The 23811-nt window shown below is 65.8% G+C and carries 30 protein-coding genes and 1 pseudogene; 10 read left to right on the top strand and 21 right to left on the bottom strand.

The features are described from left to right. The first annotated feature begins 95 nt into the window (after positions 1 to 95). Together ACOGXQ_RS07090 and ACOGXQ_RS07085 are read left to right on the top strand one after the other, a co-directional pair. Positions 96 to 392: an AbrB/MazE/SpoVT family DNA-binding domain-containing protein gene (locus ACOGXQ_RS07090; protein WP_419946713.1), complete on the top strand. Its 297-nt coding sequence runs from the start codon at positions 96 to 98 to the stop codon at positions 390 to 392. After that, positions 382 to 807, top strand: a complete 426-nt coding sequence (locus tag ACOGXQ_RS07085) for a PIN domain-containing protein (RefSeq protein ID WP_419946712.1) — start codon at positions 382 to 384, stop codon at positions 805 to 807. The genes ACOGXQ_RS07090 and ACOGXQ_RS07085 overlap by 11 nt, the downstream gene beginning before the upstream one ends. Positions 808 to 820: 13 nt before the next feature. Here ACOGXQ_RS07085 and ACOGXQ_RS07080 read toward each other — a convergent pair whose 3' ends face one another. From ACOGXQ_RS07080 to ACOGXQ_RS07070, 3 genes are all read right to left on the bottom strand, one after another. Further along, positions 821 to 2347 carry a TauD/TfdA family dioxygenase gene (locus ACOGXQ_RS07080; protein ID WP_419946711.1) on the bottom strand — a complete coding sequence of 509 codons (1527 nt, stop codon included), beginning with the start codon at positions 2345 to 2347 and terminating at the stop codon, positions 821 to 823. Beyond that, entirely contained in the window at positions 2347 to 3135 is a 789-nt protein-coding gene (locus ACOGXQ_RS07075) for an alkaline phosphatase family protein (RefSeq protein ID WP_419946710.1), read from the bottom strand. The genes ACOGXQ_RS07080 and ACOGXQ_RS07075 overlap by 1 nt, the downstream gene beginning before the upstream one ends. 89 nt (positions 3136 to 3224) lie before the next feature. Further along, positions 3225 to 3647 (bottom strand): YciI family protein, encoded by a 423-nt coding sequence (locus tag ACOGXQ_RS07070; protein ID WP_419947356.1) that lies wholly within the window; start codon positions 3645 to 3647, stop codon positions 3225 to 3227. A 90-nt stretch (positions 3648 to 3737) separates the two neighbouring features. Between ACOGXQ_RS07070 and ACOGXQ_RS07065 the strand changes: the two genes are divergently transcribed. Continuing rightward, entirely contained in the window at positions 3738 to 4142 is a 405-nt protein-coding gene (locus tag ACOGXQ_RS07065; RefSeq protein WP_419946709.1) for a hypothetical protein, read from the top strand. 22 nt (positions 4143 to 4164) lie between these two features. Here ACOGXQ_RS07065 and ACOGXQ_RS07060 read toward each other — a convergent pair whose 3' ends face one another. Then, complete coding sequence (locus ACOGXQ_RS07060) at positions 4165 to 5157, bottom strand: LLM class flavin-dependent oxidoreductase (protein WP_419947355.1); 993 nt, start codon at positions 5155 to 5157, stop codon at positions 4165 to 4167. A gap of 425 nt (positions 5158 to 5582) precedes the next feature. On the opposite strand from ACOGXQ_RS07060, the gene ACOGXQ_RS07055 reads away from it, so the two are divergent. Next, the gene (locus ACOGXQ_RS07055) at positions 5583 to 5759 is read left to right on the top strand and encodes a hypothetical protein (RefSeq protein WP_419946708.1); all 177 of its coding nucleotides are present in this window, start codon (positions 5583 to 5585) and stop codon (positions 5757 to 5759) included. Positions 5760 to 5990: 231 nt separating this feature from the next. Here ACOGXQ_RS07055 and ACOGXQ_RS07050 read toward each other — a convergent pair whose 3' ends face one another. The 3 genes from ACOGXQ_RS07050 to ACOGXQ_RS07040 are packed head-to-tail and all read right to left on the bottom strand — an operon-like array spanning position 5991 to position 7924. Beyond that, complete coding sequence (locus tag ACOGXQ_RS07050) at positions 5991 to 6272, bottom strand: hypothetical protein (protein WP_419946707.1); 282 nt, start codon at positions 6270 to 6272, stop codon at positions 5991 to 5993. Between the two features lie 23 nt (positions 6273 to 6295). Beyond that, positions 6296 to 7399 carry a helix-turn-helix domain-containing protein gene (locus ACOGXQ_RS07045; protein ID WP_419946706.1) on the bottom strand — a complete coding sequence of 368 codons (1104 nt, stop codon included), beginning with the start codon at positions 7397 to 7399 and terminating at the stop codon, positions 6296 to 6298. A 42-nt stretch (positions 7400 to 7441) separates the two neighbouring features. Beyond that, positions 7442 to 7924, bottom strand: coding sequence for a DUF6642 family protein (locus ACOGXQ_RS07040; protein WP_419946705.1), 483 nt, complete (start codon positions 7922 to 7924; stop codon positions 7442 to 7444). Between the two features lie 113 nt (positions 7925 to 8037). Between ACOGXQ_RS07040 and ACOGXQ_RS07035 the strand changes: the two genes are divergently transcribed. Beyond that, a complete protein-coding gene (locus tag ACOGXQ_RS07035) occupies positions 8038 to 8244 on the top strand; it encodes a hypothetical protein (protein ID WP_419946704.1) in 207 nt (68 codons plus the stop codon). A 28-nt stretch (positions 8245 to 8272) separates the two neighbouring features. Here ACOGXQ_RS07035 and ACOGXQ_RS07030 read toward each other — a convergent pair whose 3' ends face one another. Beyond that, a complete protein-coding gene (locus ACOGXQ_RS07030; RefSeq protein ID WP_419946703.1) occupies positions 8273 to 8464 on the bottom strand; it encodes a hypothetical protein in 192 nt (63 codons plus the stop codon). A gap of 34 nt (positions 8465 to 8498) precedes the next feature. Then, positions 8499 to 9080 carry a hypothetical protein gene (locus ACOGXQ_RS07025; RefSeq protein WP_419946702.1) on the bottom strand — a complete coding sequence of 194 codons (582 nt, stop codon included), beginning with the start codon at positions 9078 to 9080 and terminating at the stop codon, positions 8499 to 8501. Positions 9081 to 9694: 614 nt separating this feature from the next. Here ACOGXQ_RS07025 and ACOGXQ_RS07020 point away from each other — a divergent pair. Together ACOGXQ_RS07020 and ACOGXQ_RS07015 are read left to right on the top strand one after the other, a co-directional pair. Further along, positions 9695 to 10855 carry an ImmA/IrrE family metallo-endopeptidase gene (locus tag ACOGXQ_RS07020; RefSeq protein ID WP_419946701.1) on the top strand — a complete coding sequence of 387 codons (1161 nt, stop codon included), beginning with the start codon at positions 9695 to 9697 and terminating at the stop codon, positions 10853 to 10855. Further along, positions 10855 to 11394 carry a DUF4411 family protein gene (locus ACOGXQ_RS07015; RefSeq protein ID WP_419946700.1) on the top strand — a complete coding sequence of 180 codons (540 nt, stop codon included), beginning with the start codon at positions 10855 to 10857 and terminating at the stop codon, positions 11392 to 11394. The genes ACOGXQ_RS07020 and ACOGXQ_RS07015 overlap by 1 nt, the downstream gene beginning before the upstream one ends. Before the next feature lie 754 nt (positions 11395 to 12148). Here the strand turns inward: ACOGXQ_RS07015 and ACOGXQ_RS07010 are convergent. Together ACOGXQ_RS07010 and ACOGXQ_RS07005 are read right to left on the bottom strand one after the other, a co-directional pair. Beyond that, the gene (locus ACOGXQ_RS07010) at positions 12149 to 13009 is read right to left on the bottom strand and encodes a transposase (protein ID WP_419946699.1); all 861 of its coding nucleotides are present in this window, start codon (positions 13007 to 13009) and stop codon (positions 12149 to 12151) included. Beyond that, positions 13006 to 13500, bottom strand: a complete 495-nt coding sequence (locus tag ACOGXQ_RS07005; RefSeq protein ID WP_419946698.1) for a transposase — start codon at positions 13498 to 13500, stop codon at positions 13006 to 13008. Before ACOGXQ_RS07005 ends, ACOGXQ_RS07010 begins: the two co-directional genes overlap by 4 nt. A gap of 127 nt (positions 13501 to 13627) precedes the next feature. Between ACOGXQ_RS07005 and ACOGXQ_RS07000 the strand changes: the two genes are divergently transcribed. Beyond that, positions 13628 to 14551, top strand: a complete 924-nt coding sequence (locus tag ACOGXQ_RS07000; protein WP_419947354.1) for an RNA-directed DNA polymerase — start codon at positions 13628 to 13630, stop codon at positions 14549 to 14551. 178 nt (positions 14552 to 14729) lie between these two features. Here the strand turns inward: ACOGXQ_RS07000 and ACOGXQ_RS06995 are convergent, their stop codons facing one another. The 3 genes from ACOGXQ_RS06995 to ACOGXQ_RS06985 all read right to left on the bottom strand — a co-directional run bounded on the left by ACOGXQ_RS06995 (position 14730) and on the right by ACOGXQ_RS06985 (position 17299). Next, positions 14730 to 15674 (bottom strand): transposase, encoded by a 945-nt coding sequence (locus ACOGXQ_RS06995; protein ID WP_419946697.1) that lies wholly within the window; start codon positions 15672 to 15674, stop codon positions 14730 to 14732. Positions 15675 to 16677: 1003 nt separating this feature from the next. Further along, positions 16678 to 17073 (bottom strand): type II toxin-antitoxin system death-on-curing family toxin, encoded by a 396-nt coding sequence (locus tag ACOGXQ_RS06990; protein WP_419946696.1) that lies wholly within the window; start codon positions 17071 to 17073, stop codon positions 16678 to 16680. 7 nt (positions 17074 to 17080) lie between these two features. After that, the gene (locus tag ACOGXQ_RS06985; RefSeq protein WP_419946695.1) at positions 17081 to 17299 is read right to left on the bottom strand and encodes a ribbon-helix-helix protein, CopG family; all 219 of its coding nucleotides are present in this window, start codon (positions 17297 to 17299) and stop codon (positions 17081 to 17083) included. A gap of 123 nt (positions 17300 to 17422) precedes the next feature. Here ACOGXQ_RS06985 and ACOGXQ_RS06980 point away from each other — a divergent pair, with 123 nt between their 5' ends. Both ACOGXQ_RS06980 and ACOGXQ_RS06975 read left to right on the top strand, forming a co-directional pair. Beyond that, a complete protein-coding gene (locus ACOGXQ_RS06980) occupies positions 17423 to 17671 on the top strand; it encodes a DUF2188 domain-containing protein (protein WP_419946694.1) in 249 nt (82 codons plus the stop codon). A gap of 66 nt (positions 17672 to 17737) precedes the next feature. Continuing rightward, positions 17738 to 18184, top strand: a complete 447-nt coding sequence (locus ACOGXQ_RS06975; RefSeq protein WP_419946693.1) for a hypothetical protein — start codon at positions 17738 to 17740, stop codon at positions 18182 to 18184. Here the strand turns inward: ACOGXQ_RS06975 and ACOGXQ_RS06970 are convergent. The 7 genes and pseudogenes from ACOGXQ_RS06970 to ACOGXQ_RS06940 form a co-directional block, all read right to left on the bottom strand. After that, complete coding sequence (locus ACOGXQ_RS06970) at positions 18178 to 18426, bottom strand: hypothetical protein (RefSeq protein ID WP_419947353.1); 249 nt, start codon at positions 18424 to 18426, stop codon at positions 18178 to 18180. The genes ACOGXQ_RS06975 and ACOGXQ_RS06970 overlap by 7 nt on opposite strands. 72 nt (positions 18427 to 18498) lie before the next feature. Next, positions 18499 to 18792 carry a hypothetical protein gene (locus ACOGXQ_RS06965; RefSeq protein WP_419946692.1) on the bottom strand — a complete coding sequence of 98 codons (294 nt, stop codon included), beginning with the start codon at positions 18790 to 18792 and terminating at the stop codon, positions 18499 to 18501. A gap of 356 nt (positions 18793 to 19148) precedes the next feature. Further along, positions 19149 to 21239: a reverse transcriptase domain-containing protein gene (locus tag ACOGXQ_RS06960; protein WP_419946691.1), complete on the bottom strand. Its 2091-nt coding sequence runs from the start codon at positions 21237 to 21239 to the stop codon at positions 19149 to 19151. A 43-nt stretch (positions 21240 to 21282) separates the two neighbouring features. Then, positions 21283 to 22614, bottom strand: a complete 1332-nt coding sequence (locus tag ACOGXQ_RS06955; protein ID WP_419946690.1) for a hypothetical protein — start codon at positions 22612 to 22614, stop codon at positions 21283 to 21285. After that, a complete protein-coding gene (locus ACOGXQ_RS06950) occupies positions 22611 to 23249 on the bottom strand; it encodes a hypothetical protein (RefSeq protein ID WP_419946689.1) in 639 nt (212 codons plus the stop codon). The genes ACOGXQ_RS06955 and ACOGXQ_RS06950 overlap by 4 nt, the downstream gene beginning before the upstream one ends. Then, complete coding sequence (locus ACOGXQ_RS06945; RefSeq protein WP_419947459.1) at positions 23246 to 23458, bottom strand: hypothetical protein; 213 nt, start codon at positions 23456 to 23458, stop codon at positions 23246 to 23248. Before ACOGXQ_RS06945 ends, ACOGXQ_RS06950 begins: the two co-directional genes overlap by 4 nt. Before the next feature lie 87 nt (positions 23459 to 23545). Beyond that, positions 23546 to 23701, bottom strand: a pseudogene (locus ACOGXQ_RS06940) (MerR family transcriptional regulator); the annotation flags it as partial. Positions 23702 to 23811 lie beyond the last annotated feature (110 nt).

Below are 23811 nucleotides of genomic sequence, written 5' to 3'. Positions count from 1 at the left end.
ACCTGTCGTGAAAAACAAGACGATGTGATCCTGAGAATCCGCTTTGCTTCGCCTCTCGGCTGTAGTAAGGATTCTGTCCTTGCTATGGTAAGGAGATGGCGAAGGTGACGAGCAAGCTGCAGGTGACCGTGCCCAAGGCGGTGGCTGATCGCTACGGCATCAGGCCAGGCGACGAGATCCGCTTTGAGGAAGCGGGCGAGGTGATTCGGGTAGTGCCCCCCTCGGCGCCTGCCCGCCCCGAGCCGGCTGACGTGGTGACGCGCCTTGCGCTGTTCGACGCTGCGACCGAGCGGCAGCGCCACCGGGAGGCGGCGACGACGTTCGAACGGGCCGGATCGCGGGGCTGGACCCGCGACGACCTGTACGAGCGCGGCGGTCATCTTGCTGATTGACACCAACGTGCTCGTGTACCGGGTCGATGCTCGCTTCCCGGACAAGCAGCAGGCAGCGGCCGAGCGGATGCGAGCCGGCATCGAGGACGGCAGCGCGTTCATCGCTCACCAGTCGATTGTCGAGTTCGTGGCCGCCACGACCAGAGGCGGACCCGAGCGCCGGCTGCTCGACTTCGCTGAAGCGGCTCGGGAAGCCGAGGAGCTGATGGTGCAGTTCCCGGTCATCTACCCCGACGCAACGGTGCTGCACACTGCGTTGCGGGGTGCGGCGGCCTACGGCATGTCGTGGTTCGATGCGCACCTGTGGGCATGCGCCGAGGTGAATGGCATCACCGAGCTGCTCTCGGAGGACTTCGAACACGGCCGGCTGTACGGCACGGTCCGGGTCACGAACCCGTTCGCGGTGCTGGACTAGCCCCGGAGCCCGCTCACGTCACGGCGATGCGGGCGGTTGAGCGGATCGCGTCGATGTCGATGTAGCAGCCCTGCAGGTGCCGGCGCTCGCTGGAGCGGAAGGCACGGCGGCCGTGCAGCACTCGGCGGTTGTCAAGTGCGACCAGCTCGCCGGGTCGCAGGGTGATCTCGATGGCGAAGTCGTCTCCGTCGAGGAGTCGGGTGAATGAGCGGTACGCGGTGTAGAAGGCAGCGGTGCCGGTGCGGTCGGCCGGCAACGGCTCCATCGAGCGGTTGTTGACGCTGATGGCCCGCACCGCTCCCTCGGTGTCGAGTTCGATGAGGGGGCGGCGGGCTCGCAGGTCGACATCGGCGCTGTGAAAGCGGAAGCTGATCTCGGTGGTGGCGAGCGTCTCGAAGGCGGCGGGATTGTCGTCGCGCAGCCGGGCAGCGGCCGCGAACCCGTCCACGAACCGGCTGGCGCCGCCGTCGGCGGCTGCGACCAGGCAGTGCAGAAGCTGCACCGTGGGGCAGGGTTCCCGGTAGGGGTTGTCAGTGTGGGCGGGCAGGCCCAGCGGTGTGAAGGCGAGGTTGACGGGGTCGGGCTCGGCGATGACATCGAAGAGAGCGTCGTAGCTGGTTACGCGCACGAAACCGATGGCGTTGGCGACGTCGAGCACCGTTCCGGGTGTGGTTCCGCAGTCGTGCAGCAGGGCGATGCCGCGGCGGGCGAGCTGCCGAGCGAACTCGGTGTGGTCACCGTGCTGGCCGGCCCAGCGCGTGCTGTCGGAGCGGATCTGTATGGCGAAGGCGGGCGGCCACGGCTCGATGGGCAGGTCGGTGCATGGGGCCGTGGGGATGCGACAGACGTGCCGCTCGCCTGAGCAGTGGTGAACGGTGACGGTCAGCTCGTTGTCGGGCGGGCGCGGCTGGTCGGTGCGGACGACGGTCCAGCCTTCGAGCGCCGCGGCATCGATGAGGTGCTGGTCGTTGCCGGGGTCGCGGCATTCGGCGCACCGGCAGGCGTCGCGTGCCCAGGCGGGATCAATCGGGCGGGCAGGGGTGAGCGCGGCGTCGATGAGGTGGCGATAGGCCTCGAGGGGCGGGATGGTGAGACCGTGCACCTTGCCGGCGTCGTCATAGCTGCGCAGTTGCAGTGCCTCGGCGGCGAACGGGCTCGCGGCGAATGCTCCGGCTGCCTCGGCCGACAGCGGGCCCCCCTGCTCGGCGAGCGACATCTGCGAGGCGAGGCTGAGAGCGTCGCAGTAGGCCGGTTCGACGGCGACCCGGTACTGCTTGGCCCGGACATGGGCACGGATGGGCTCGACGATCCCGGGGGACAGGAGCGATTGCAGCGCCCGGGCGCCGACCTCCGCGTGGGAGGGCAGACCCCACTCGCCGGCGCGGGCCAGCAGGTGACCGAGGTCGTGAAGCAGGCACGCCAGGACCATCTCGTCGCCGGCGTCGTCCGCCGCTGCGAGCGCTGCGGCCTGCAGCGCATGATCGAGCATGGTCACCCGCTCGCCGTAGGTGTGGTGCGCGCTGGCGGCCAGCAGATCCATCAGACGTCGGTGAGCGGGCGTTCACGGCTCGCCAGCGAGGTGCCCTCCCAGCGGTGGTCGGGGGTGATGCCGCACAGGTCGGCGACAGTGGGGGCCACGTCGAGAAGCGAGGCTGCGGGCCAGCCGGAGGCGGGCCTGATGCGGCCGGGGGCGCGCACCACCACGAACGTCTCCATCACCTCGGCGGCCGGGTCAGCGTGGCCGGTCCCCAGGCCGTCGTGATCGGTGGTGACGAGCACGCTGGCGCGAGGACCGGCGGCGTCGAGCAGTTGGGCCAGGGCGGTGTCGGCTCGGGTGACCGCGGCCACGTATTCGACGCTGTCCCAGCCGTGGTCGTGCCCGGCCAGGTCGGGACCGATGAGGTACGCGAACACCAGGTCGTGGCGGGCTTCGCCGATGGCCGCGACCGCGGCGTCGACCACTCGGCGGTCATTGTCGGCGTCGTAGCCACCGTCGATCACGAATCGCTCGGAGGCAGCGTCGCGTTCGATCACGCCGTCGAGCGGCAGCCAGCTGATGCATGCCGCGGTGGAACGGCCGGCACCGCGGGCTGCCTTGAGGAACGTGGGCGCGTCGGTGTGCGGCGCGGCCGAGGCGTTGCCGGTCACACCGTGGGCGGCAGGATCCACGCCGCGCAGCATCGACGTGTGCGCAGGCAGCGTCAGCGGCGGTGTCACCGTGCGGGCGGTGAAGCACGACGCGCCTTGCAGGGCGAGCGTGGTGAGCGCGGGCATGGTGGTGCGGGTGATGTGCCGCGGGGCCATCCCGTCGATCGACACCACCACCACGGGGGATCGCTGAGCCGTCGTGCCCCGCAGAGTACGGCTAGTGATTCGGGCTAAGCGTGATAGCTCGTGCTCGCGGCCCGGCGGGGCGGTCAGCCGTCGGCCAGCTGGTCTCGCAGGCGGGTTTCCTGGTCGCGGAGCTCGTCGGTCATGGCGTCTCCGAAGTCGTCCATCTCGAAGATGGGACGGAGCTCGACTTCGCTGGTACCGGGCATCGGACTGGGGCATCGCTGCATCCAGGCGACGGCCTCGTCCATGTCGGCGACTTCCCAGATCCAGAAGCCGGCGACGAGCTCGCTGGTGTGCTCGAACGGCCCGTCGATCACCGTGCGCTGCTCGCCGTCGAACGCAATGCGCTTGCCGCTGGCCGAGGGCAGCAGGCCTTCACCTGACACCATCACGCCGGCGTCGACGAGCTCTTCGTTGAAGTTGCCCATCGCTTCGAGCAGCTCAGTGTCGGGCATCACCCCGGCTTCGCTCGCCGCGGATGCCTTGATCATCACCATGACGCGCATACTGCGCGAGAGGGTATTCACGACCGCTCGCTAGGTCATAGCTGGCTCCGGGCCATCCGTCGGTGGGCGCCCGCGACAATGGGAGTTGCTATGGCAGCTTCCGCGAGGTTTGAGCAGTTCACGCTGGCGGGGATCGCAGCGCTGCATCTCGGTGTCGGGTTGACGCACACCTATGGCCATGCGGCCGCTGATGTGCCCATCCCGGCCGTCCAGCTCGCGTACATCGTTGTGGTGGTGACGCTCTTGCCGCTGGCCGCGGTGTGGGTGGCGTTCCGTCGCAGCGTCCGGCTGGGCGCTGCGCTGTTCGCCGCGTCGGTGTATGCGTCGTTCGTGTTCGGCTACCTGCTGCACTTCGTTCTGGACACGCCAGACCTGCACTCCAACGTGATCGGCGACGGTGCGGGTGTGTTCTTCCACACGGCGCTGAGCCTGGCGCTCATCGAGTTCGTGGGCTTCGCGGTCGGGCTGGTTGCTGCGGTTCGCCGCATACGTTGACAGCGGCGCAGCCGCCGAGGGGCTAGGCGGCGTTCACTTGGGGGAGGATCTCGTCGTTGAGCTGGCGGAGGTCGTCCAGCGTCTTGGAGACCGGCACGTCGGCGAAGGGCGGCCAGATGAGCGGCATGGTCATGCCCGCAGCCTTCAGCTCGATCAGGTTCTGCGTGATCTGCTCGGCGGTGCCGGCCAGCAGGTTCGTCAGCTTGCCGTTGCGGGTCTGATCGGTCGGCTCGTCGGTGATCACGAACCAGCACATGCTGGAGATCTCCATGTCGTCGACGCTGTGCGAGCTGTCGAGCTTGTCGAGTTCGTCGCCGAAGGCGGTGAGCCACTCGGTCAGTTCCTCGGGCGTGTCCTGGATGCCGATCCAGCCCGACAGGTTGTACTGGGCCACTCGCTTGGCGGAGATGGCCGGGTTGCGCAGGCCGCTCATGAAGATCGGCGGATGCGGGTCCTGCAGCGGCTTGTGGCCGAAGCCGCTGGGGCCGAAGTCGGCGAACTCGCCGTGGTACTCGAACAGGTCGTTCGTCCAGATGCCCAGGCAGATCTCGATGGTCTCGCGCACGTGCTTGTGCCGTTTCGGGAAGAGGTGCGATGCGCTTGCGGCAGCGAACTCTTCGGGCATCCAGCCCGAGCCGACCCCGACGTTGACGCGACCGTTCGACAGGTGGTCCACCGTTGCTATCTCGGCGGCGAACACGCCGGGCGAACGGTAGGGCGTGTCGGTGATGCTCATGCCGATGCGACACTTCGAGGTCTTCGCGGCGAGCCAGGGGATGAGCGGCCAGCCCTGGAACCACTGGCCGCGGGCCGAGACGGGGAGCTGCGTGGGGAACTGCTCCATCATCCCGAACGGGTACTCGAGCTCGCCCCGGTCGGATACCTCCGGCACGACGATGCGGTCGAGCGTCCAGATCGAGTCGAAGTCCAGTTCCTCAGCGAGGTCGGTGAGATCCTCGAGCTCCTGGACGGTCACGTGGTCGCGGAAGTTCGGCAAGTACAACGCCAGCTTCATGTCAGCCATGTCAGATTCCCCCTGTTCGAGCAGCAGCACCGAACGCCGCCGCCGACACGCCGAACGCTAGATGATTAGTTCCAAGGTTGGCGCTGGAAACTTGAGTGTGCAATAGACCAAGAAGAATTGAGAGACATCGATAATTTCCGTATCGCGGGTTGCTCGGCTCCTGAGTCCGTTGCCGACCTTGCGCTCCGGCTCAGCTCCGGCTCGGACATCCGCTGCTCGCGCCCGTGTTCCTGAGCGCTCAATATCTTTTTGCATATATTTCAGTATCTTTCACTATAGATGTTTACGCTGACCCCTTGGAAACAACCATCTAGGAACCGCGCCTCACCAAGGTCAAGCCGTTCCCCCCGGCGGCCTCGCGGCCTCGTGCGAAATTCAGACGCTGGATCCGCTCGGGCTGAACCTAAGATCGGCATATGGCCGAGAAGATCCTGACGGCGGCAGAGCTCGAGAAGCTCAGTCCGGCCGAGCGACACGCTCTGTTCGAAGCGAGCATCGTCACGGACCTCGACGAGGCGCCTCCGCAACTCGTTGAACGAGCGCGGTCGCGGGTGCAGCAGAAGATCGCGGAATCCGAGCCTCAGCGACGCTGACCGCCGCGGGCTAGTCAGGGATCCAGTCTTCGGTTTGGGGCTTACATACGATAGTTGACGACACGGCTGTGACCTGCGGAAACGCTTTTCGCATCCAACAACGTTCTTGCTGGTCGCACCGTTGCAGGCAACTATCCTACATAAGCCCCGAAACTTAGGGTCCGCCGCGTCTTAAGTCGCGTGATCCGCTCACGCATTTCCGCAGGTCAGAGACCTGCGCATGGGGGAAAATCACGCGACTTGACTGATGGCGGACTCTAAGTTTCGGCTCCCTGACACCAGACGCTCGGCGTACTTTGAGAACGCAGCGACTTCCTGAGCCGACTCGAGTTCATGCGTCTCGATCCAATCGGCTTCGAGCGCGGTCTGAATGCTCGGGTGAAGATGTACGCCGTCTCGCAGCTCGCGCTGCACCGCATCAGGCATGACTGCTCGGCGTTCGCCGACGACGAGCTGGAGGGCATCCAGGAGGCCGGCGCGTGCAAAGTGGCTGAGCGGTCCCGTGTCGAACACGAGCGTTCTCGGAGGCTGGTCCGTCAACTGACGAATGACCAGATGGCGTCGCGTGGCAGCGTCGGAAGCTCCGGCAGTTCTTCTCCGTCCCAAGTGTCGAACAACAAGTCGAGGGCACGCGCGGCTGAGATCTCCTCAGCGCGGTAGGCGCGCAGCACGGCCTTGCTGTATGCGTCGGGCAGCGCCGGGGGCTCAAGCTCGACAGGAACGATGAGTCCGTGATCGACGATGTCTGCCTGGCGGGTGCGTGTGCGCCGGACCTGCTGCACTTCAGCAGCCGCCGCGATGTCGAGTTCCGCGAGTCGCTGCGCGAGCGTTGACATGTCGACTCGGTACTCGCTCGCGATGAGGATGGCGTCAGTGCGTGTGTCCTCGCCGCCGTGCCAACGGTCGCGCAGTGCGGTGTGAGGGAGCAGCAGCGCTCTCGCGAATTGATCGATGCGAGCCTCTAATCCCTCTGCCTGCGTCTGCGCAACCTCCCAATCAGTGGAGTATTCGTCGGCGAACACGTAGTGACCGATCTCGTGCGCGAGCGTGAGACGGCGGCGCCCTACTGCCAGAGTGCCGTTGACCAGTGCCACGCCGCCTTCGACGAGCAGCATCGAAGCCCCATCAGCGCCTTCATCTCCGAGCGCCAGCGAGAATGTCAGCAATCCGAGCGCTTCGGCGGCACGGGCGAGATTGTTCGCCGGCTCGTCGGTGTCGTAACCCAGCAGACGGCGCGTAGTCGCCGCCGCAGTCTCTGCCCCTTCGTTCGTTGTGGGGAAGTCAAGGGCGGGTGACGGCGGCATCTCAAGTCCGACACCGAGACGCTGCAGGAACTCCGTTTCGCGGACTGCTCGCTCCACCATTCGATCGATGGTCGGACTCGGAGCGTCGATGTCCCGGCCGCGTCGACGGGAAATTACTGCTGCTGGCGCCTCATTGAACAGCCACTCAATTCGGGTGCCGAGGGAATTCGCAATGTTGGCCAATTCCGTCGCCCCGACTCCCCGGCCGCCGGTCTCGATCTTGGCCAGGGCACTGCGGTGCAACCCCGCACGCGCCGCGCACTCGGCCTGTGTCAGCCCGGCATCCCGCCTAGCAGCTGCGATGCGCTGCCCAAGTTCTTCGGTGTCCGGCGTCACATGTTCGATATTAGAACAATTTGAATTGCGTCGGACTCGAGTTCAGTAGACGTATTCGAAGCCGAGCTTGTCGCAGAGGTGGCCGTAGTTCTCGCGTAGGTGCCGGGCAGGAACGCCGATCTGGCGGTATCGGCTCAGCGCCTCCAGCAGCAGGATCTCGAACGCGGCCCAGTTGAGGTCGCTGTCGGCATCGGTGCGGTAGCCGATGACGGCACGGGCTCCGGTGTTCTCCTGGAACGCCTTCAGCGGTGACTCGCCGACTCCCATGACCGAGCACGAGCCGAAACCGATGGTGCGGCCTTGCGCCCGGCCGTCGATCAGGGCTTCGAGGTCTTCGAGCGAGACGTGGCGCTTGTCGCCGAGCCAGAGGCTGTTGGGCTCGCCGTGGATGCCGAAGCAGCCGAGTTGGTAGCCGGTGTAGCGCTTGTGGAGCCATTTGTCGAGGTAGTGCTCGAGTTCGGGCACGGTGGCGACGTTGCGGCGGGTGCACTTGAGCTCGCCGATGGCTTGGAGGGTGCGCAGCATCGGTTCGATGCTCCACGGGTTGGAGCCTGCGCATCGGCCGGCGAGGTTCAACTTCCAGAGCGGCCACGCAGGGTCCCTTTGGCTAGTGCCGGTGGCGCGCGAGACTCGCCCGCATGGCACAGGAGCGCAACTATCAGGGGCTGCCCCTGCACGAAGCCGTGAGACGCATTGCGCGCCACCATGTGCATCGTGACGTGCGGCACATCAACGACGAGGAGCTTCACATCTTGCTGGATGCTGCCGACTGGCTGGCACAGAACGGCTGCGAGCAACGAATCGGGGGGCCGCAGTTGTTCGGAAGCGACGAGACCCTCGGCTAGCTGATGAGTGTGAGGCGGCTGAAGTGACCTACTGCGACTGTGACCGTTCTTCCGATGCGCCCGTACCCGCGGTCTCAGCATCGGTCCGACGCTCGAGGCGCGGCGCTGCGGGTATCACAGCGCGCAGGTTCTGGAGGACTTCGCCGTAGAAGGTCTCTACAGCATCAAGAATCACCTCGATGAAACCGGGCTTGCGAACCGAGCGACGGCCTTGTCCCATCTCGGAACGGCGTAGCACGCGGAACCGGGCAGGTTCATTGCGGGATTCCCCGAGCCCGGCTCGGGAGTCCTCGAGCAGCTGGCCCAAGGTCGCCACCGTGGGCGCCCGAGCTCCATGCTGCGAACCTGAGCAGTTGGTCCCACCGTTGGCAGATTTCGACTACAGCGTTGTCTCGTCGGTTGAGCGTTCCTTCGCGGGCACTGTCCCGCACTGCTGTCCAGTTGGGACCCATGTCGGAGAATTCCAGGGCTCCTGATTTGGGGTGCTCGAGGTATCGAATGAGTTCGTGGAGTATCCATGCCTGCTCGGGGTCCTCGACGCCGCGATGTGCGTGTTCCTTCACGGCTTCGGAGAGGATCATTGCCCACGAGAGGTGGTGAACCTTGACCTTTGAATTGGACCGCAGTCGCAATTGGCCAGTCGGGTGAACACCGGGTGATGGTGCGATCTCGTTTGAGATAGTGATGACGCAGTCGTAGCCGTGCTGACGGGCCAGGTCGACGTAGGCGCTGATCTGCTCGGCGTCGAGTTTGGAGTCGCCAGTCTTGGCTTCGATGAGTGCCTCGAACTTGCTTCTGCGGCCGAACTCGACTCGCACGAAGCCGTCCGGTCGCATGGTACGGCCGTCGGTCGTCGTATGCGTGACTTCTGTGTAGACTTCGATGGACGCTCGCGGGTCGCGCCAAGCGGTGCGAGGAGCGCCCTTGAGAACGGACGCACGATCGAAAGCACCGCCAGCAAAGCGGAAACGGCCCGAGTCTCGGCCTCCTGGGTGCCTGCGCTTGGCGGCTTGCCCAATCACGGCTTGAATCTGAATCGCTGATGCTTCGACTGCGGTGGCCGGCTTCGTCGTCCCGACACACTGGACGGTGCATGATCGCACGGGCACCCAAAGATGATCTTTGGCGGGAACTGGATCGGTCGCGGGCGATCAGAATCCAGCCTGGGCTGACCAGGCCCGAGGATCCGAGCGAATTCGGGCGTCGAGTAGCTCGAGAGAGTATTGAACGCTATGTGAGGCTTCGGGACGGCGCGGACGACTCCGAGCAGCGCTGACATCAGCCCGTCTCGGCGGGTTCGCGTGCCTTGAGTGCCCCGCGAGCGGAGAGACATGCGGTTCTCGAGCCTTCCTCAGCGCAGCGCCAAGTTCGGGGGGACGCCGCACTTCCTCGCGCGACTGCCCCTTGGCCGATTGCCACAGCGCGATTGCTGAGCGGCGATACTGAGGCGGTGAGCGTCCGAGTGGAGGTCCATCCTGCGCTGTTTCAGTGGGCGCGTCGCCGATCGGGCATCGACGAAGAGGTCTGGCCCAAGCGCTTTCCGCGCTTCGAGGAGTGGGTCGCCGGCGACAAGCAACCCACCATGCGTCAGTTGCAGGAGTTTGCAGCCAAGACCTATACGCCCGTCGGTTTCTTGCTGCTGGACGAGCCGCCGGTCGAGTCGCTCCCCGTCGCAGATTTCCGCATGCCCAAGGCCCGTGGCCCGTCAGCGGCGGTGACGGGGAACTTGCTCGACACCCTGTACGCCGCACAGGCTCGTCAGGAGTGGTACCGGGACAATCAGTTGCTACACAACGAGCCGCCCGTCGGTTTCGTCGGCTCTGCGACGACTTCGACTCCGCCTGAGAGGATCGGGGCATCGATGCGCGAGGCGCTTGGGTGGACGAGCGACGTTCGCCACGATCTGCGGAGCCGGCAGGACGCGCTCGCCCAGCTTCGCGAGCGCGCAGAGGACTTGGGCGTGCTGGTGATGATCAGCGGGGTTGTCGGCGCGAACACGCATCGCAGGCTCGACCCGGGGGAGTTCCGGGGGTTCGCGCTTGCAGATGACTACGCCCCGCTGGTGTTCGTCAACGGGGCCGATGCCAGGGCTGCGCAGATCTTCACCCTCGCCCACGAGCTCGCGCACCTGTGGTTGGGCGCATCGGCTCTGTCCGATGTGGAGCCTGAGTCGGGCATCGAGTTCGCTGAGGAGCGGTGGTGCAACGCGGTCGCAGCCGAGCTGCTGGTGCCAATGGCCGAGTTCAGGCATGCACTTGACCCGGTGGCCAACCTGCAAGGGCAGCTTGAGCCGCTGGCGCGGCGGTTCCGCGTGTCGACGCAGGTGATTCTTGCCAGAGTGCGTGAGGCCGGCGAGCTGAACTGGGACGAGTTCATGTCCGAACTGGACATCGAACGACGCCGGATCGCAGCCCTTCGAGTGGAGCGCAGCACCGGTGGCGGCGGCAACTACTACAACACCAAGCCGATCCAGGTGGGGAAGCGGTTCGCACGCGACCTCCTCGTGAGCACATTCGAGGGGCGCACCTCATTTACCGAGGCATTCCGCTTGCTCGAGGTGAAGAAGGTCTCGACACTGGAAGGACTCGGCCGCAGTCTCGGAGTCCTGTGATGGCGTACCTGCTGGATTCCAACGTCTTCATCTCTGCGAAGAACCTGCACTACGGCTTCGACTTCTGCCCCGGATTCTGGGACTGGCTCGAATTGATGGGCGAAGCCGGAACCGTGTGCAGCGTTGAGGCGGTCTACCAGGAGCTCATGGGCCAGAGCGATGAACTCGCCCAATGGGCGAGGACTCACCGCCAGATGTTCTCGCAGCCGACCCAGGCCGACATCGAAGCAGTGTCCGAGGTCAACCGGTGGGCCAGGGAATCGGCTCACTACACCGCGAGTGCGAAGGCCGAGTTCGCGGCCGTCGCCGACTCATTCCTGCTCGGCCACGCGCTCGCGGGTGGTCACCGCGTGGTGACACACGAAGTTCCGGGCAGCAAGCGGACACGGATCAAGATTCCCAACGCCGCGGCCGAGTTGGGCGTCGCAGTCCTCACTCCATTCGCCATGCTTCGCATCGAGGGAGCCAGATTCGTTATCAGAGACCAGAGTCGACAACTGACGCTGCCCATGGCCGACAGCGGCGAGACGATGCCCTGATGCTGCGATTCCCAGCCACGGCGTCGTCTCCGCTGCACATTGGCAGGCCGACCTACGGGCGGTCATGCGAAAGCATGCCGACGGCCGCATTGCGGTGCTACGTACGGTGACCACTGCACGGAAAAGCGTCATTTCGAGCGAACCAATCGAGCAGGGGTGCTGCTCGACCTACCCGGACTCAGCGGTATCGACGACGCCCTGACCTGCAGTTATGCCGAACTGGATCGCTGGAAAACGGCACTTCGTGGTCTTCAACTGGCGCGTTTGGAGCGATGCAAGGAAGACATATCACCATATTCCCATAGATGTATCGACCTTCGGGCGACATGGGGACTGATCCGCCTGGAAATGACAACATCGGCGAGGTCTTCTGGCGCAGCCGACAGGTCACCATCGGCGGGCGCTGGCACAGGCGCAGTGCTCGACGGCATACCCGACGACCCTCGGCGCGCGACCTGTTCCCCTTGCTGCGGGAGTTCGCCCTCCTTACGCGGCTTCGCCCTCCTTACGCGGCCCGGACCCTCACCAACTACTCCACGCTAGCCCTGATTGTTCACGAGAGTTCTGTCGGGCGTTTTGGGGGTGTGTTGTGCGCTTCTTTTGGCGGTCTGGGGCTGTGGGAGTGTCGTTGGGGGCGTCGCGGGGCTGTTGATGGTCCCGGTTTGGGGTGCGCTGGGGGTTCGGGTGCGTGCTGGGGCGCGGCGGGGCTGCCCCGCTGGGCGGGGAGCTGTGCTGGCTGGGTGCGCGGAGGGGGTCAGCGGGGGTGCGCGATGGCGAGCAGCGCTCGGGTGCCGGGGTGCTGTTCGGGCAGGCGCAGCAGGGTGCGCCGTGCGCTGGTGCACGCGAGCGCTGGCAGGCGCCACAGCTGCCGGCGGAGCCGTTTGGGCGCCGCGCGGCGCAGCGCTCCGTCCAGGCAGGCGTTCTGGAACCATCCCACGAGCGCGAGGCCGACCATGCGCATGGCGGCCCATGCGCTGTTCGCGTTCCACGCGGTGAACGCCATGCGCGCCGGGCCGCTGTCCTTGAGCCGGCGCACGGCGTCGGCGACGTCGGCGTGTGAGCGCATCAGGCGGTCGAGCTGCGCGGTGTCGCCTTGCTGGTCGCTGTGGAACCCCCAGCAGCGGAAGCTGTCGCTGTCGAACAGGCTGCGCTGCGCGCCGGGGTGCCGCGGCTCGCGGCGCACCACCAGCCGTGTCCGCTCGGGCCACCCCGACAGGTCGGCGAGGTCGGTGAGGTCCGCGACCTGAGCGCGGCTGCGTTTGCGCTGTCGGGGGCGTTTGGGGGCGTTGTGCCAGCGGCCCGGCTCGCCCACGACGCGGCGGATCGCTGCTTGGACCGCCGGCGCGGAGCGCGCTGAGACCGCGAACCCGATGTTGCGCTTCGCGAGTCCCGCCGCGAGCGTCGCTGAGCAGCCGCCGGCGTCGATGCTCACCACCAGCGGGCGCTCTGCGAGCTCTTTGTCGTCGCCTTCGCGGTGGCCTGCCGCGTCGCGCTCGGGCAGCACCGCCACGGCCGCGTCGAGCACTTCGAGACGATCGGCGATGCTGTTCGCGGCGGCGTTGCCCGCCCGCAGCTTGACCCACAGCGGCTCCCCGTCCGCGGTGGAGCAGATCATCGGATGAAACCCCCTAGCCGCGCTTGCAATGCGGCGCGGCGCCGGCCTTGTTCCCCGAGTGGACCACCCGCCAGCGTCGAGTCGATGCCGACCACCAGCGGGCCGCTGCGGTCGCGGCCGGCCCACACCGATTCGCGCACCTGCGCCGCGGCGCCCAGCAACGCCTCGGGGCCGTTTGCGCCCAACCCGGTGACCGTGCGGCACAGCGTCGAGTCCGACCCCACACCGCCGAACAGCTCCCGCCGCGCGCGCAGATGCTCAATGTCGCTGCACGCCTCCCCGCCCGCAGCCACCGTCAACAACGCATGCGCCAGCACCGCGCCCCGGTCATGGACCGGGACGCGCTCCCCCCACCTTGGCACCGCCGCCGACAACGCGCCGGTCAGCCCCACACCGTCCGCGAAGCCGCCCAAAGCGAACAGTCCCGCGCCCCACACGACCCGGCCTCCGCCGCCTGCCAGACACGCGTTCGTGACACTGACAGACTTCACCTCGCAGATGCCCCCCTGAACCCGCTGATGCGTTCCTTGCAGACATGCATCGTCACAGGCCAGAGGGGCTCTTCCGCGGACCCCAACAGCCCCCAACACCAGACACGTGAATAATCAGGGCTAGCAGATCGAACCCAGCAATCATGCCTGGCAGTGCCTGCGGGATGTTGCCTCGGCGCATATCGATTCAGGCCGGTACGCGACGCTTGTGAAGTGCGACATTCGGCGCTGCTATCCGAGTATCAGTGCCGAGATTGTCGAACGTGCGTTGGTGTCGCAAGGACTCGATGCCCAACGGATAGGCCCGCTCGTGGAGCTGCTGCATGGACTGGTCCTGGTCGGCGCACCCAGAGGGCTTCCGATCGGTCCCGAGGCGTCAGCCGTGATCGCCGGACTCGTGCTTGGCGTCGTAGATCGAGCACTTGCCGAAGCCGAATTGGCCCACCTGCGCTACTCCGACGACAGCTTCATTTTCGTCCGTAGTGGTGCTTCCACGGCGTCCGCATACGACGCTTACTGCCAGGCGCTCGACTCGCTCGGCCTGGAACCGAATTCGGACAAGTATGAGGAGCATTCGGTCGCTGACGGCAGCGCATGGTCTGCCGTGCAGGACCCAACGGTTTCGGCGCTGCAGGGCTACCCGGCGTTCATTGGTGACGTTGGGTACCTCGTGTTCGCTCTCGATGAGGAATTGAGTCGGGAGCAGCCCAATTGGAAGGCCGTGTCGTTCTGCCTGGGCAGCCTTCGCTACCGGCGCAGCCCGGGCGCTCTGCCGAGGATCTACGGCTGTCCGGCGGTGCTGTTGAACTTGCCGAGACAGGTCGGGCGGTACGTGGCCGAACTGTCTGAGAATCGGCCGACCCACCACGAAGTCGACCAAGACTGGCTGGTCGAGCAGGCGACCGCTGATCGTGGAGACACCGGCTTAGCGGCTCAGCTGCACGCGTGCGAGGCCGCCTCCCGAGCCAGGCTTGGCAAGGCGAACGGACAGCGGCTCGAAGAGATCATCATTGGATCATCTAGCCCTGATTATTCACGTGAATTGCTCTGATCGTTTTTTGGGTGTGGCGGGTGCCGGTTTTGGGCGGTGTGTGGTGGCGGGGCCGGCAGGGGTGGGGCTGTTGGAGCCGTTGGGGGTGCCCGGCGGGGCCGGTGTGGCTGTGGGGGCGTGTGGGGGCTGGCCCGCCGGGGCGGGAAGGCGCCGGTTCGGGGTGCGGGGGGATGTTGTGTCAGTGGGGGTGGGCGATGGCGAGCAGCGCTTTGGCGCCTGGGTGCTGTTGGGGCAGCCGCAAAAGGACGCGTCGTGCGCTGCGGCACACCGCAGCGGGCAGGTGCCAGAGTTGCCGGCGGAGCCGTTTGGGCGCTGCGCGTCGCAGCGGGCAGGTGAGGCAGGCGTTTTGGAACCAGCCCACGAGCATCAAGCTGAGGGCGCGCAGGGCGGCCCGTGTGCTGTTGGCGTGCCAGTCGGCGAAGGGCACGCGCGCCGGGCCGCTGTGGTTGAGGCGTGCGATGGCGTCCTCGATGTCGGCGTGTTTGCGCATCAGGCGGCCGAGCCGGGTCGGGTGGCCGGCTTGGTCGGCGAGGAATCCCCGGCAGCGGAAGTTCTCGCTCGCGAACAGGCTGCGCTGCGCGCCGGGGTGGCGGGGCTCTCGGCGCACCACGAGCCGCGTGCGGGGCGGCCGGCCTGAGAGATCGGCGAGGTCGGCGAGGTCCGCGACCTGAGCGCGGCCGCGGCGCTGCTTTGGGCGGTCGGGGACGTCGTGGCACAGGCTCGGCTCCCCCACAGCACAGCGGACCGCCGCTGTGACGGCCGGCGAGGAGCGCGCCGACACGGCATAGCCGATGTTGCGCCCGGCCAGCTCGCCGACCAGTGCCGGCGAGGCGCCCGCGGCGTCGATGCGCGCCACCAGCGGGCGCAGCGCGAGATTGCTGTCGTCGCCTCCGCGGTGCCCGGCCGCGTCGGCGAGCGGCAGCACCGCCACCGCAGCGTCGAGCACTTCGAGACGATCGGCGATGCTGTTCGCGGCGGCGTTGCCCGCCCGCAGCTTGACCCACAGCGGCTCCCCGTCCGATGTCGAGCACACCACCGGATGAAACCCGAAGCCGCGCTTGCAATGCGCCGCCGCGCCCGCCTTGTTCTCCCAGTGGACCACCCGCCAGCGTCGAGCCGACATCGACCGCCAGCGCGCCGCTGCGGTCCGCGTCGGCCCTCAACCGCTCGCGCGCTGGCCCTGCCGCGCCCAGCAGCGCCGCCCGCGCCGCCCGCGCCCAGACCGGTGATCACCCGCCACAGCGTCGAGTCCGACGCCACACCGCCGAACAGCTCCCGCTGCGCTCTCAGATGCTCGACATCGCTGCACGCCTCACCGCCCCCAGCCGCCGTCAACAGCCCATGGACCAGCACCACGCCGCGGTCATGCACCGGGGCGCGCTCACCCGCTGGGGGCACCACAGCCGACAGCTCCGCGGTCAGCCCCACACCGTCCGCGAAACCGCCCAAAGCGAACAGCCCGGCGCCCCACACCACCCGCTCCCCGCCGCCCGCCACACACGCGTTCGCGACACTGACAGATTTCACCTCGCAGATGCCCCCCTGAACCCGCCGATGCGGTCGTTGAACACACGCATCATCGCAGGCCAGAGGGACTCTTCCGCGGACCCCAACAAACCCAGCCCCCACACTCGTGAATAATCAGGGCAGACGTAGGTCAGCATCAGTCGGTGCATAGCGAATACACATCCGGGCAGGCGTACCTTCGATTTGGCGGCTCAGAGTCGAGTCCTGACCAAGGATGACTAGTACGGGCAACCTTCGCGCGAGCGCCCACGCAAACTCTTGTCCCGCGCCCAGGCTTCCGCCGTGGTCGCCAAGAAGAACGAGTCCAGACGCGCGTCGCGCATGGCCCCGGTTCAGTTCATAGATGTCACGCGGCGACCGACGGTCATCCGGATTGGGTGCCGACCAGAGCACGGGCAGATGCACTTTCCATGCGGGTCCCAAGGACCCAGATGTCTCGACAATGGTCCGGTCGATGATCTCGCAACGACGCGAGATCTCGGATCGGTCGTCCGGCTCGAGAGCGGTTAGCGCTGACGCCACGTAGATATGGGTGTCGGGACGATCTCCGAGTTCGAACGCGAGTTGCTCAGGCTGATCGGCTCCTGGCGTGTTTGCCATCACGAGACCCGCTTCTCTACCCATGCCGCGAAGGAGTCCTCGTCGACGGTGCCGGCCGCTGCGGCGAGCATCATCTCGACCGTCTCGTCACCCCCGGTGTCGTCGGCTGGTTCGTGCCAGGCCGCTCCGTTTCGCTCGGCCATTTCGACCATCGCGAGAAACGCGACACGCTTGTTCCCGTCAGGGAACGGGTGATTGCGGACGAGCCGATACCCCAGGACGGCGACCTTGCGCTGGAGTCCGGGGTAGAACTCGATTCCGCCGAAGGTGGCGCCGGGAGCGTGTACCGCTGAGTCAGCAGAGTTGATGCGACTTGTGCGCATGAGCACCTCGGGCTCGACGCGCAGGACCGCCGAGGCGATCGCCAACACGTCGTCGAGCCCGAGGTAGTTCATGGGTCTCTCAGGTGGCCAGCCGGTCGAGGATGCGCTTGTGACGCTCCATCGAAGCGGCGAGCCGCTGCTGGAAGCCCTCGTCGGCCCGGCGGTTCTCGATGTGACTCTCGATCGCGTCGCGCACCGCCTCCGACATGCTGACGCCGTCGACGTCGGCGACGAGCTCTAGCGCGTCGGCCTGTTCGGACGGCAGTCTCAGTGTCATGGCCTTCTGTGCGTCGGGCATGGCGGTCTCCCGTGGTCGGTTGCGAGAGTTACTCTAGGGCCTAGGTTGCAAATAATCAAGCTACCGAGGTATCTTTCAGACCGAGGTATCTTTCATACAGTCTGCAAGCGAAAGGGCACTCAGATGTCGAACAGCAACAACCGTCATGTCGTGCCCAACCCGAAGGGCGGGTGGGATGTCAAGGCCCCCGGCGCCAGTCGGGCGAGCGCACATCGCGACACCCAGGCCGCTGCCGAGCAGCGGGCAAAGGAGATCGTCGGCAACCTCGGCGGCGGGGAAGTGAGGATCCACGGCCGCGACGGACGGATCCGAGACTCCGACGCCGTCGCGCCAGGCAATGACCCGAACCCGCCGCGCGACACCCGCCACTGAGCCGAATCCCGAAGTCACGAGTGGCCCGGTATCGGCGCGGCGGCACTCGCAGATTGGATCCTGAACATGGAACCGTTGAAGTTGACCGAGATACTCAAAGACGATGTCGGTCGTCCTCGAAATGACGGGACTCGGGGATCAGCCCTCTACGCCGTTCCGATTGGCCTCAACCGGACACCAGACAGTGTCGAAGCACAGCTGCTCGTGCGGCACTGGGACTCGCCGCCGCGGTTCACCACTAGGCATCGGCCCGGAATTCTCCGGGTCCTGGACGATCGCGTGATCCTGGAGCGCACGACTATTGACGAAGTCGAGAGCTGCCACGCAGAGACGCTGAGGTTCGTGATCGAGCAGACCAACGCCGCCGCCGCCACCTACCGCGAATCGCAGAGGAAACGAGCGGACGCACAGGTTCGTCGCGACCACGAACACGACGACCATGTACGCGAGGTCGCGGCTCGGATCCAGTTCAAGGGGGCGGTCCTACTCGGCCCGAGACCGCCGGATCAGTAGATGTACTCGAAGCCGAGCTTGTCGCAGAGGTAGCCGTAGTTCTCGCGTAGGTGCCGGGCAGGAACGCCGATCTGGCGGTATCGGCTCAGCGCCTCCAGCAGCAGGATCTCGAACGCGGCCCAGTTGAGGTCGCTGTCGACATCGGTGCGGTAGCCGATGACGGCACGGGCCCCGGTGTTCTGCTGGAACGCCCTCAGCCGTGACTCGCCGACCCCCATGACCGAGCACGAGCCGAAACCGATGATGCGGCCTTGTGCCCGGCCGTCGATGCGGGCTTCGAGGTCTTCGAGCGAGACGTAGCGCTTGGCGCCGAGTCAGAGGCTGCCGGGCTCGCCATGGAAGCCGAGGTAGCCGACTTGGTAGCCGGTGTAGCGCTTGTGGAGCCACTTGTCGAGGTAGTGCTCGGGTTCGGGCACGGTGGCGACGTTGCGGCGGATGCACTTGAGCTCGCCGATGGCTTGGAAGGTGTGGAGCATCGGTTCGATGCTCCTCGGGTCACGCAGGTCAGATTCCCAATCCCCTTCGAAGGCGAACACAGCCGTTGTGATCGGTTCGGTAGAGGGATCACGTCCGGCTGCGGCGACGGTCGTGCTTGCCTTCTTGGCCATGACTGTCCCTGGTTGTCGATCCTGTGGTGCCCCGGCGGCGGGGCACCCTTGCTCGAGGACTCAGCTGAGGAGGCATCGAAGTGCCTCTGCCTGCTCGTCCCAGTCCTCAAGCTCCGCTTCTCGAATCGCAGTGCCAACCCGATCCTTCTGGAATTCTCCGCTGGTATTTCGCAGCCAAGCATCCGGGCTGTAGATGGCGACGTCGGCATGGGGTGTGACGGCGATGTGGATTCAATCATCGGTCCGGATGCGAGGCGGCTCGCCTGTCCGCGAGGCAGAGCGAGTCTGTGGCCGCGCAACTCGCCGAGGATTAGACCGAGTCATTCTTCGCGAATGGTCAGACGTTCTCAGCCATTTCAGGCTGTCGCGGCGAGGAGGGCGGCGGTGGTGGCGCCTTCGTGCTTTGCGACATCGTTGAAGGAGAAGGGCGAAGCGTGCCGCGTCAGATCCAAGACATCGTCGCGGAGCGCCGTCGGGGCCTCTGTGGAGATTTCTGAGATGTAGTCGGCATCAAGCTTCCCGCGATGTGCCATGAATCGGGCCGCTCGGAGCCGTCGCATCCAACCGCCATCCGCCGAACGAAGATGGGTCTGCGCAAGGTCATCGAATTCGCCAGACTCGCCGGCAGAGCCGAGCGCATCGTAGAAGCGGAGCCACTGAGCACCCGACGTCACGCCAGATTCCTCGATTCGCTGCAAGAGCCCCGCAACGGCGCTCGGATTCGAGGGTGCCGCTGTCTCGATGTAGGTCGACAACGCGTCGGCATACTCCGGGCGCGCCACGACGGCGGCCTCGAGTTCTGTGGCAGTTTCGGCTGCGCCCGCCACAGAAAGCAGGGAGATTCCCGCCCGCATCAACACGGTGTTCGACTGCGCGCGAATGCCCTTCCACCATTGTTCAAAGCGGGCAGAAGCCTCTTCTGCAGCGGCGACTTCCTTCAACAGAATCATCAGTGCCGTGGTATCGCTCGGATCCCATGGGGCGCCGATTGACTCCATGACATCGCTGACACTGAGGGTCTCGTGATACCAACCCCACGACAGTTCGTCGCTGGCGCCGAGCGCATCGAGCAGCTGGAAGATTGTCGAGTGACGCTCGACGTGGTCTGATGCATCGAGATACTCGCGCACCGCGGCGCTGACCTCGCTTCGACGGCCCATGTATGTGGCGTGGCGCAGCATCCGAGTCTTGTCGTCGTTGATGGTTAGCTCCAGCGATCTCAGTTCCTTACGAATCAACCGCGCTGCGTCAGCGACATCGGAGAACGAGCCGAGCACTCGCAGATCGTCTCCGTGTCGCACAAAGCGAAACCCAGCCGAGCGCAGCGCCGCGTCGAGTGGTGCCAGCACGGCCGTCGCCAGCGGATCGGACGCGATGAGTCCCTGCGGAAGCCCTCTCTTCCGGTCGCCCATGACCGTGCCCAGCCACTCGCCCAACGCTGACACCACCGTTTCGTCGCAATCTGCTCGCGCCAGCGCGTCGGTGAGCACATCGTGGCCAATCGAGTCATAGAAGGATTGAATGTCAACTGCCAGTACATGGGTCGCGTCGCTCTGATTGACAAACCCCTCGAGCGCGACCCACTGCTTGTCGCGTCTGAGGCCGCGCGGCCACAGAACCTCCCGCTCGGAGACCAAGCTCGCTTCAATCTCTGGGCGGCAGCGTTCGACGAGCGCCGCGTACACCAATCGGTCGGCAAACCGCAGCGCCGCGGCTGGGCGAAAGCCACCGCTCGTCTTGGGAATCTCTGCTTCGTGTGCGGGCGTCGGCACGTAGCGACCCGAGAAGAGGTCGTCTCGAAATGCTGCGCAGACTCTGGTCATACTCGCTGTTGGCAGGCGGTCACCCACCCGTCCGGGAAGCAGGTCGCTGTACACATCGTCGGCGCATAGCGTCGGCAGCCGTTCCGCGAAAATCTGCCAACTCCAACTGCGTCGGATAGCGGATCCGCCCCGAACCACCCGATAGCTGCGTCGTCGCCGGTCGCCGGTCGCCTGGTCGACCTCGATCAGGCCGCCATCGCGTAGCACCCGCGCGGCTCGGCTGATCTGACTGATGTCGACGCCGAGCCGAGCAGCCAGCTCAGTGGGCGAAGCCGATTGCTGTTCCAGTTCAACCAGCATGCGCTCGCCGACGCTATGTGCGTACTCGCGGGCTTCTCGTCGAGTCTCAGAGGTGACCGTCGCCAACAGCGCTGCCTGCAGCTCATCTCCGAGCGATGCCAGTTCATCGACGGGCAGGCCGCGACGCTGCAGAATACGCACGGAACTGGCCAACTCTGCGGCGGCCGCGGTGAGCGTCTCGGCGGCCGGGTCTTCAAGCAGCGCCCGGCCGTGCGCAACAGCATCGGCGAAACTGGCACCAGCGGAGCCATCGTCAACAGCCGCAAGGCCCTCCAGCGCCGCTCGCATCTCACTCAGAAACGCGTCGAGCAACGCGCCGCTCATGCGTCAAGCATATGTCAAGCAAATGTCGTCTGCAAACTGAGCATCAGCGCCACCCAGTCCCGAGCCGAGCGATTCCGAGGTCGGGTGCGGCGCGGCTCTGACGTTCAAGGCACCTGCCGTCAGTCTCGCGTACCGGCTGGCCCAGCAGCGCGTGACCGACCGAAGAGCCGTCCCACATGCGGGGGTTGTTGGCGACCACAGTCGCCCCTTGCGAACGCGAGATGAGCAGATGCGCTGCAGTGCTGAATTCCCCCAACGTGCTCGACATGGCGGGCACGGCCAGCAGATGCACCCCTAGGTCTGCGACGAGGCCAGCGTGGTCAACGCTAAGTGCGTCCTTGCAAACCAAGCTGGCCACACGTACCAGGTGGCCGCAGCCGATCGTGATGCAGGGCTCGGCTGGATCGATGGGTTCCCGCACGCCGTCGCGGCCTTCGAACACCGTGAACTTGTCGTGGTGCCACGCGGTACCGACGCCCGGCAGCAGGACTGCGGTTCGATTGACACGCCGGCCATCCTCGACCATGTGAGCGCTGCCTGCGAACAGAATCGGCAGATCCGTTGCGTTGGCCCACTGTTCGCTGAGCCATTCGACAATGTCTTCATCGACGCTCAACTCGGGCAGGACGACTACGTCAACGCCCTGCTCACGGGCTTCACGCAGCAGCCGGTCGATCGTTGACTGTTGAGTCTGAAGGTCTACAGGACCCATCTCGTTCGGCGGAAGGTTGATCTCGGCCAACGCTTCGTTGGGTAGCACGACGGCTGCTTCCAAGGGTGGTGCTGCCGCCAGCCGGTCGATGATGGGGGCGTACTCGCCGATCACGCGAACCCGTGTGCGGTCCTCGGCGCGACGGCGCACGTGAGCGAGCTCGCCCGGGGGCAAAGCCAACCGATGGGGTAGGGCGCTATGTCTGACGGCACCCATGAGGCGCATTTCTCCAATCGGGTATAGATCCCCCGCGCTGAGTTCGAAGGACATGCCGCGCTCGGCTAGCCAGTCACGAGTGAAGCTGGGCCAATAGAACTGGTCCAGCGCTGTGGCCGTCGCGAGGGCGAACCCGTCGTCGGGCAACAGAATCTCTGACTCCGGGATTCCAGCGATCACCTGGGCAACTTCTGCAGGCCTGTAGGCGGTGTCTGCGCTTGACGTGACACCTCGGGGTATCAAGCGCTGTTCGAGGGCCGCTGACACAGCCACTGCTTGTTCATGGAGGCTCGCTCCCGAGTTTCCGGCGCCTTCGCCGTGGGTTTCCGGGCGTGCGTAGTCCAGCAGGGCACTCACCGCCCGCCAGGCAGAATCCGACGTGTGGCAGATTGCTGCGACTACGGCACCGGCCTCACCGTCGCCACGGGCTACGGGCGCTCGGTTCATGGCGGACTAGTTGCATCTGGTCTGTCGTCAAAGTCGTGGCTGACGACCTCTGGTTCGTGCACTTGTTCCGTCATGTCAAACAGAGTCGGTTCCTGCTGGCTCGGTTCCTCCCGCCACGGCGCAGGGAGCGGGCCCGGAGGACGGTCGTCGTGCAGGTAGCGCTGCAAGCGCTGGAATCCTGCGAAATCGCCCTTCGTGGCGAGCACATCGAAGAAGTCGTCGGCACAGTCCGCGAGCATCGTCGCCGCGGCACCGCCTTCGGGCAGATGCGATGTAATCAGCAGAACCGGCTGATCCAGACGCTGGCGAACCTTGATTGCATCGAATGCGGCCTTCTTGATCGTGTCGGTTCGGCGCAGACCAGCCCGCTCGCCGTCGTCGGGTACGCCATGAACTAGCACCAAGAGCCGCCGACCATTCGGGCCAGCGATCTCGGCTTCGACTTCGTAGGCACCTACCTTGTGACGGAGGCGAACGATGCTGGCGCCAGCTTGCTGCATCCACTGGTGGGCCTGGACCCTGAATTCTTCGTTCACCGCCTTGGCTCGAGACTGGCCAGCTTGGGCCGGGTTGGGAATGTCTCCTTCGAAGAGCTCGCTATGTGTTCGGTCCGGCACAGGCCTAATCGCGTTCATGCCGTCCTCCTTTGCGCCTCAGGCAGGGCTGCCTCGGCCAAGGCGCTGGGCGAATGAACCGCAAGAAGGTGCGTGCGCAGCGGTTCGAGGTGGCAGACGCTGAAGCGGCCTTCGCGAGTGATGGCCTCGTGCAGCCGGTCATCGTCAATGCAAGCTTCGACGGCCAATTCCGTACCGGCTACGAGCCAGGCCGCGTCTGCCAACTCCACCGCGCTGACTCGCGCGCCCAGATCGCTGACTTGCCAACCAGACTTAGCAAAATGGCACAGCGCGGCAAGTCGCAGCACATCGGTCGTCGAGTATCGCCGACGGCCGCCCCGCCCTGACCCTGGCTGGATTGAGGGTGTTACCCAACCTTGACGTGCCCAGTGGTCGAGCTGCCGGTAGGTGATGCCGGCAGCATCGGCAGCTTCCGTCGCTGTGATTACACAATCATCGCTTGATGTGGTCATAGCGTGGATTACACTACACGCGATTCATGTAGTCAAGCGCGAATTCGGTGACCTAAGCGTCGACAACGTTTTGGGCATCGAAGCTTGCTTTCCGCCGGGCGTTGACGTCG

It is taken from the genome of Candidatus Poriferisodalis sp. (genome assembly GCF_965208485.1).
Lineage (GTDB): Bacteria > Actinomycetota > Acidimicrobiia > Acidimicrobiales > Poriferisodalaceae > Poriferisodalis.
The sequence above is the reverse complement of the archived record's forward strand: the minus strand, read 5'-3'. Positions and strand labels throughout refer to the sequence as shown.

Excerpts from the sequence above, each read along its gene's own strand:
- ACOGXQ_RS07040 (WP_419946705.1), bottom strand. The coding sequence starts at position 7,924 with ATGCTGCGCACCCTCCAAGCCATCGGCGAGCTCAAGTGCACCCGCCGC.
- ACOGXQ_RS07015 (WP_419946700.1), top strand. The coding sequence starts at position 10,855 with ATGGCGTACCTGCTGGATTCCAACGTCTTCATCTCTGCGAAGAACCTG.
- ACOGXQ_RS07080 (WP_419946711.1), bottom strand. The coding sequence starts at position 2,347 with ATGGATCTGCTGGCCGCCAGCGCGCACCACACCTACGGCGAGCGGGTG.
- ACOGXQ_RS06955 (WP_419946690.1), bottom strand. The coding sequence starts at position 22,614 with ATGAACCGAGCGCCCGTAGCCCGTGGCGACGGTGAGGCCGGTGCCGTA.
- ACOGXQ_RS07065 (WP_419946709.1), top strand. The coding sequence starts at position 3,738 with ATGGCAGCTTCCGCGAGGTTTGAGCAGTTCACGCTGGCGGGGATCGCA.
- ACOGXQ_RS07030 (WP_419946703.1), bottom strand. The coding sequence starts at position 8,464 with ATGGGACAAGGCCGTCGCTCGGTTCGCAAGCCCGGTTTCATCGAGGTG.
- ACOGXQ_RS06995 (WP_419946697.1), bottom strand. The coding sequence starts at position 15,674 with ATGTCGGCTCGACGCTGGCGGGTGGTCCACTGGGAGAACAAGGCGGGC.
- ACOGXQ_RS07035 (WP_419946704.1), top strand. The coding sequence starts at position 8,038 with ATGGCACAGGAGCGCAACTATCAGGGGCTGCCCCTGCACGAAGCCGTG.
- ACOGXQ_RS07025 (WP_419946702.1), bottom strand. The coding sequence starts at position 9,080 with ATGCGACCGGACGGCTTCGTGCGAGTCGAGTTCGGCCGCAGAAGCAAG.
- ACOGXQ_RS07060 (WP_419947355.1), bottom strand. The coding sequence starts at position 5,157 with ATGAAGCTGGCGTTGTACTTGCCGAACTTCCGCGACCACGTGACCGTC.
- ACOGXQ_RS06975 (WP_419946693.1), top strand. The coding sequence starts at position 17,738 with ATGGAACCGTTGAAGTTGACCGAGATACTCAAAGACGATGTCGGTCGT.
- ACOGXQ_RS06960 (WP_419946691.1), bottom strand. The coding sequence starts at position 21,239 with ATGAGCGGCGCGTTGCTCGACGCGTTTCTGAGTGAGATGCGAGCGGCG.
- ACOGXQ_RS06950 (WP_419946689.1), bottom strand. The coding sequence starts at position 23,249 with ATGAACGCGATTAGGCCTGTGCCGGACCGAACACATAGCGAGCTCTTC.
- ACOGXQ_RS07070 (WP_419947356.1), bottom strand. The coding sequence starts at position 3,647 with ATGCGCGTCATGGTGATGATCAAGGCATCCGCGGCGAGCGAAGCCGGG.
- ACOGXQ_RS07090 (WP_419946713.1), top strand. The coding sequence starts at position 96 with ATGGCGAAGGTGACGAGCAAGCTGCAGGTGACCGTGCCCAAGGCGGTG.
- ACOGXQ_RS06965 (WP_419946692.1), bottom strand. The coding sequence starts at position 18,792 with ATGGCCAAGAAGGCAAGCACGACCGTCGCCGCAGCCGGACGTGATCCC.
- ACOGXQ_RS07010 (WP_419946699.1), bottom strand. The coding sequence starts at position 13,009 with ATGATCTGCTCCACCGCGGACGGGGAGCCGCTGTGGGTCAAGCTGCGG.
- ACOGXQ_RS06980 (WP_419946694.1), top strand. The coding sequence starts at position 17,423 with ATGTCGAACAGCAACAACCGTCATGTCGTGCCCAACCCGAAGGGCGGG.
- ACOGXQ_RS06985 (WP_419946695.1), bottom strand. The coding sequence starts at position 17,299 with ATGCCCGACGCACAGAAGGCCATGACACTGAGACTGCCGTCCGAACAG.
- ACOGXQ_RS06990 (WP_419946696.1), bottom strand. The coding sequence starts at position 17,073 with ATGAACTACCTCGGGCTCGACGACGTGTTGGCGATCGCCTCGGCGGTC.
- ACOGXQ_RS07055 (WP_419946708.1), top strand. The coding sequence starts at position 5,583 with ATGGCCGAGAAGATCCTGACGGCGGCAGAGCTCGAGAAGCTCAGTCCG.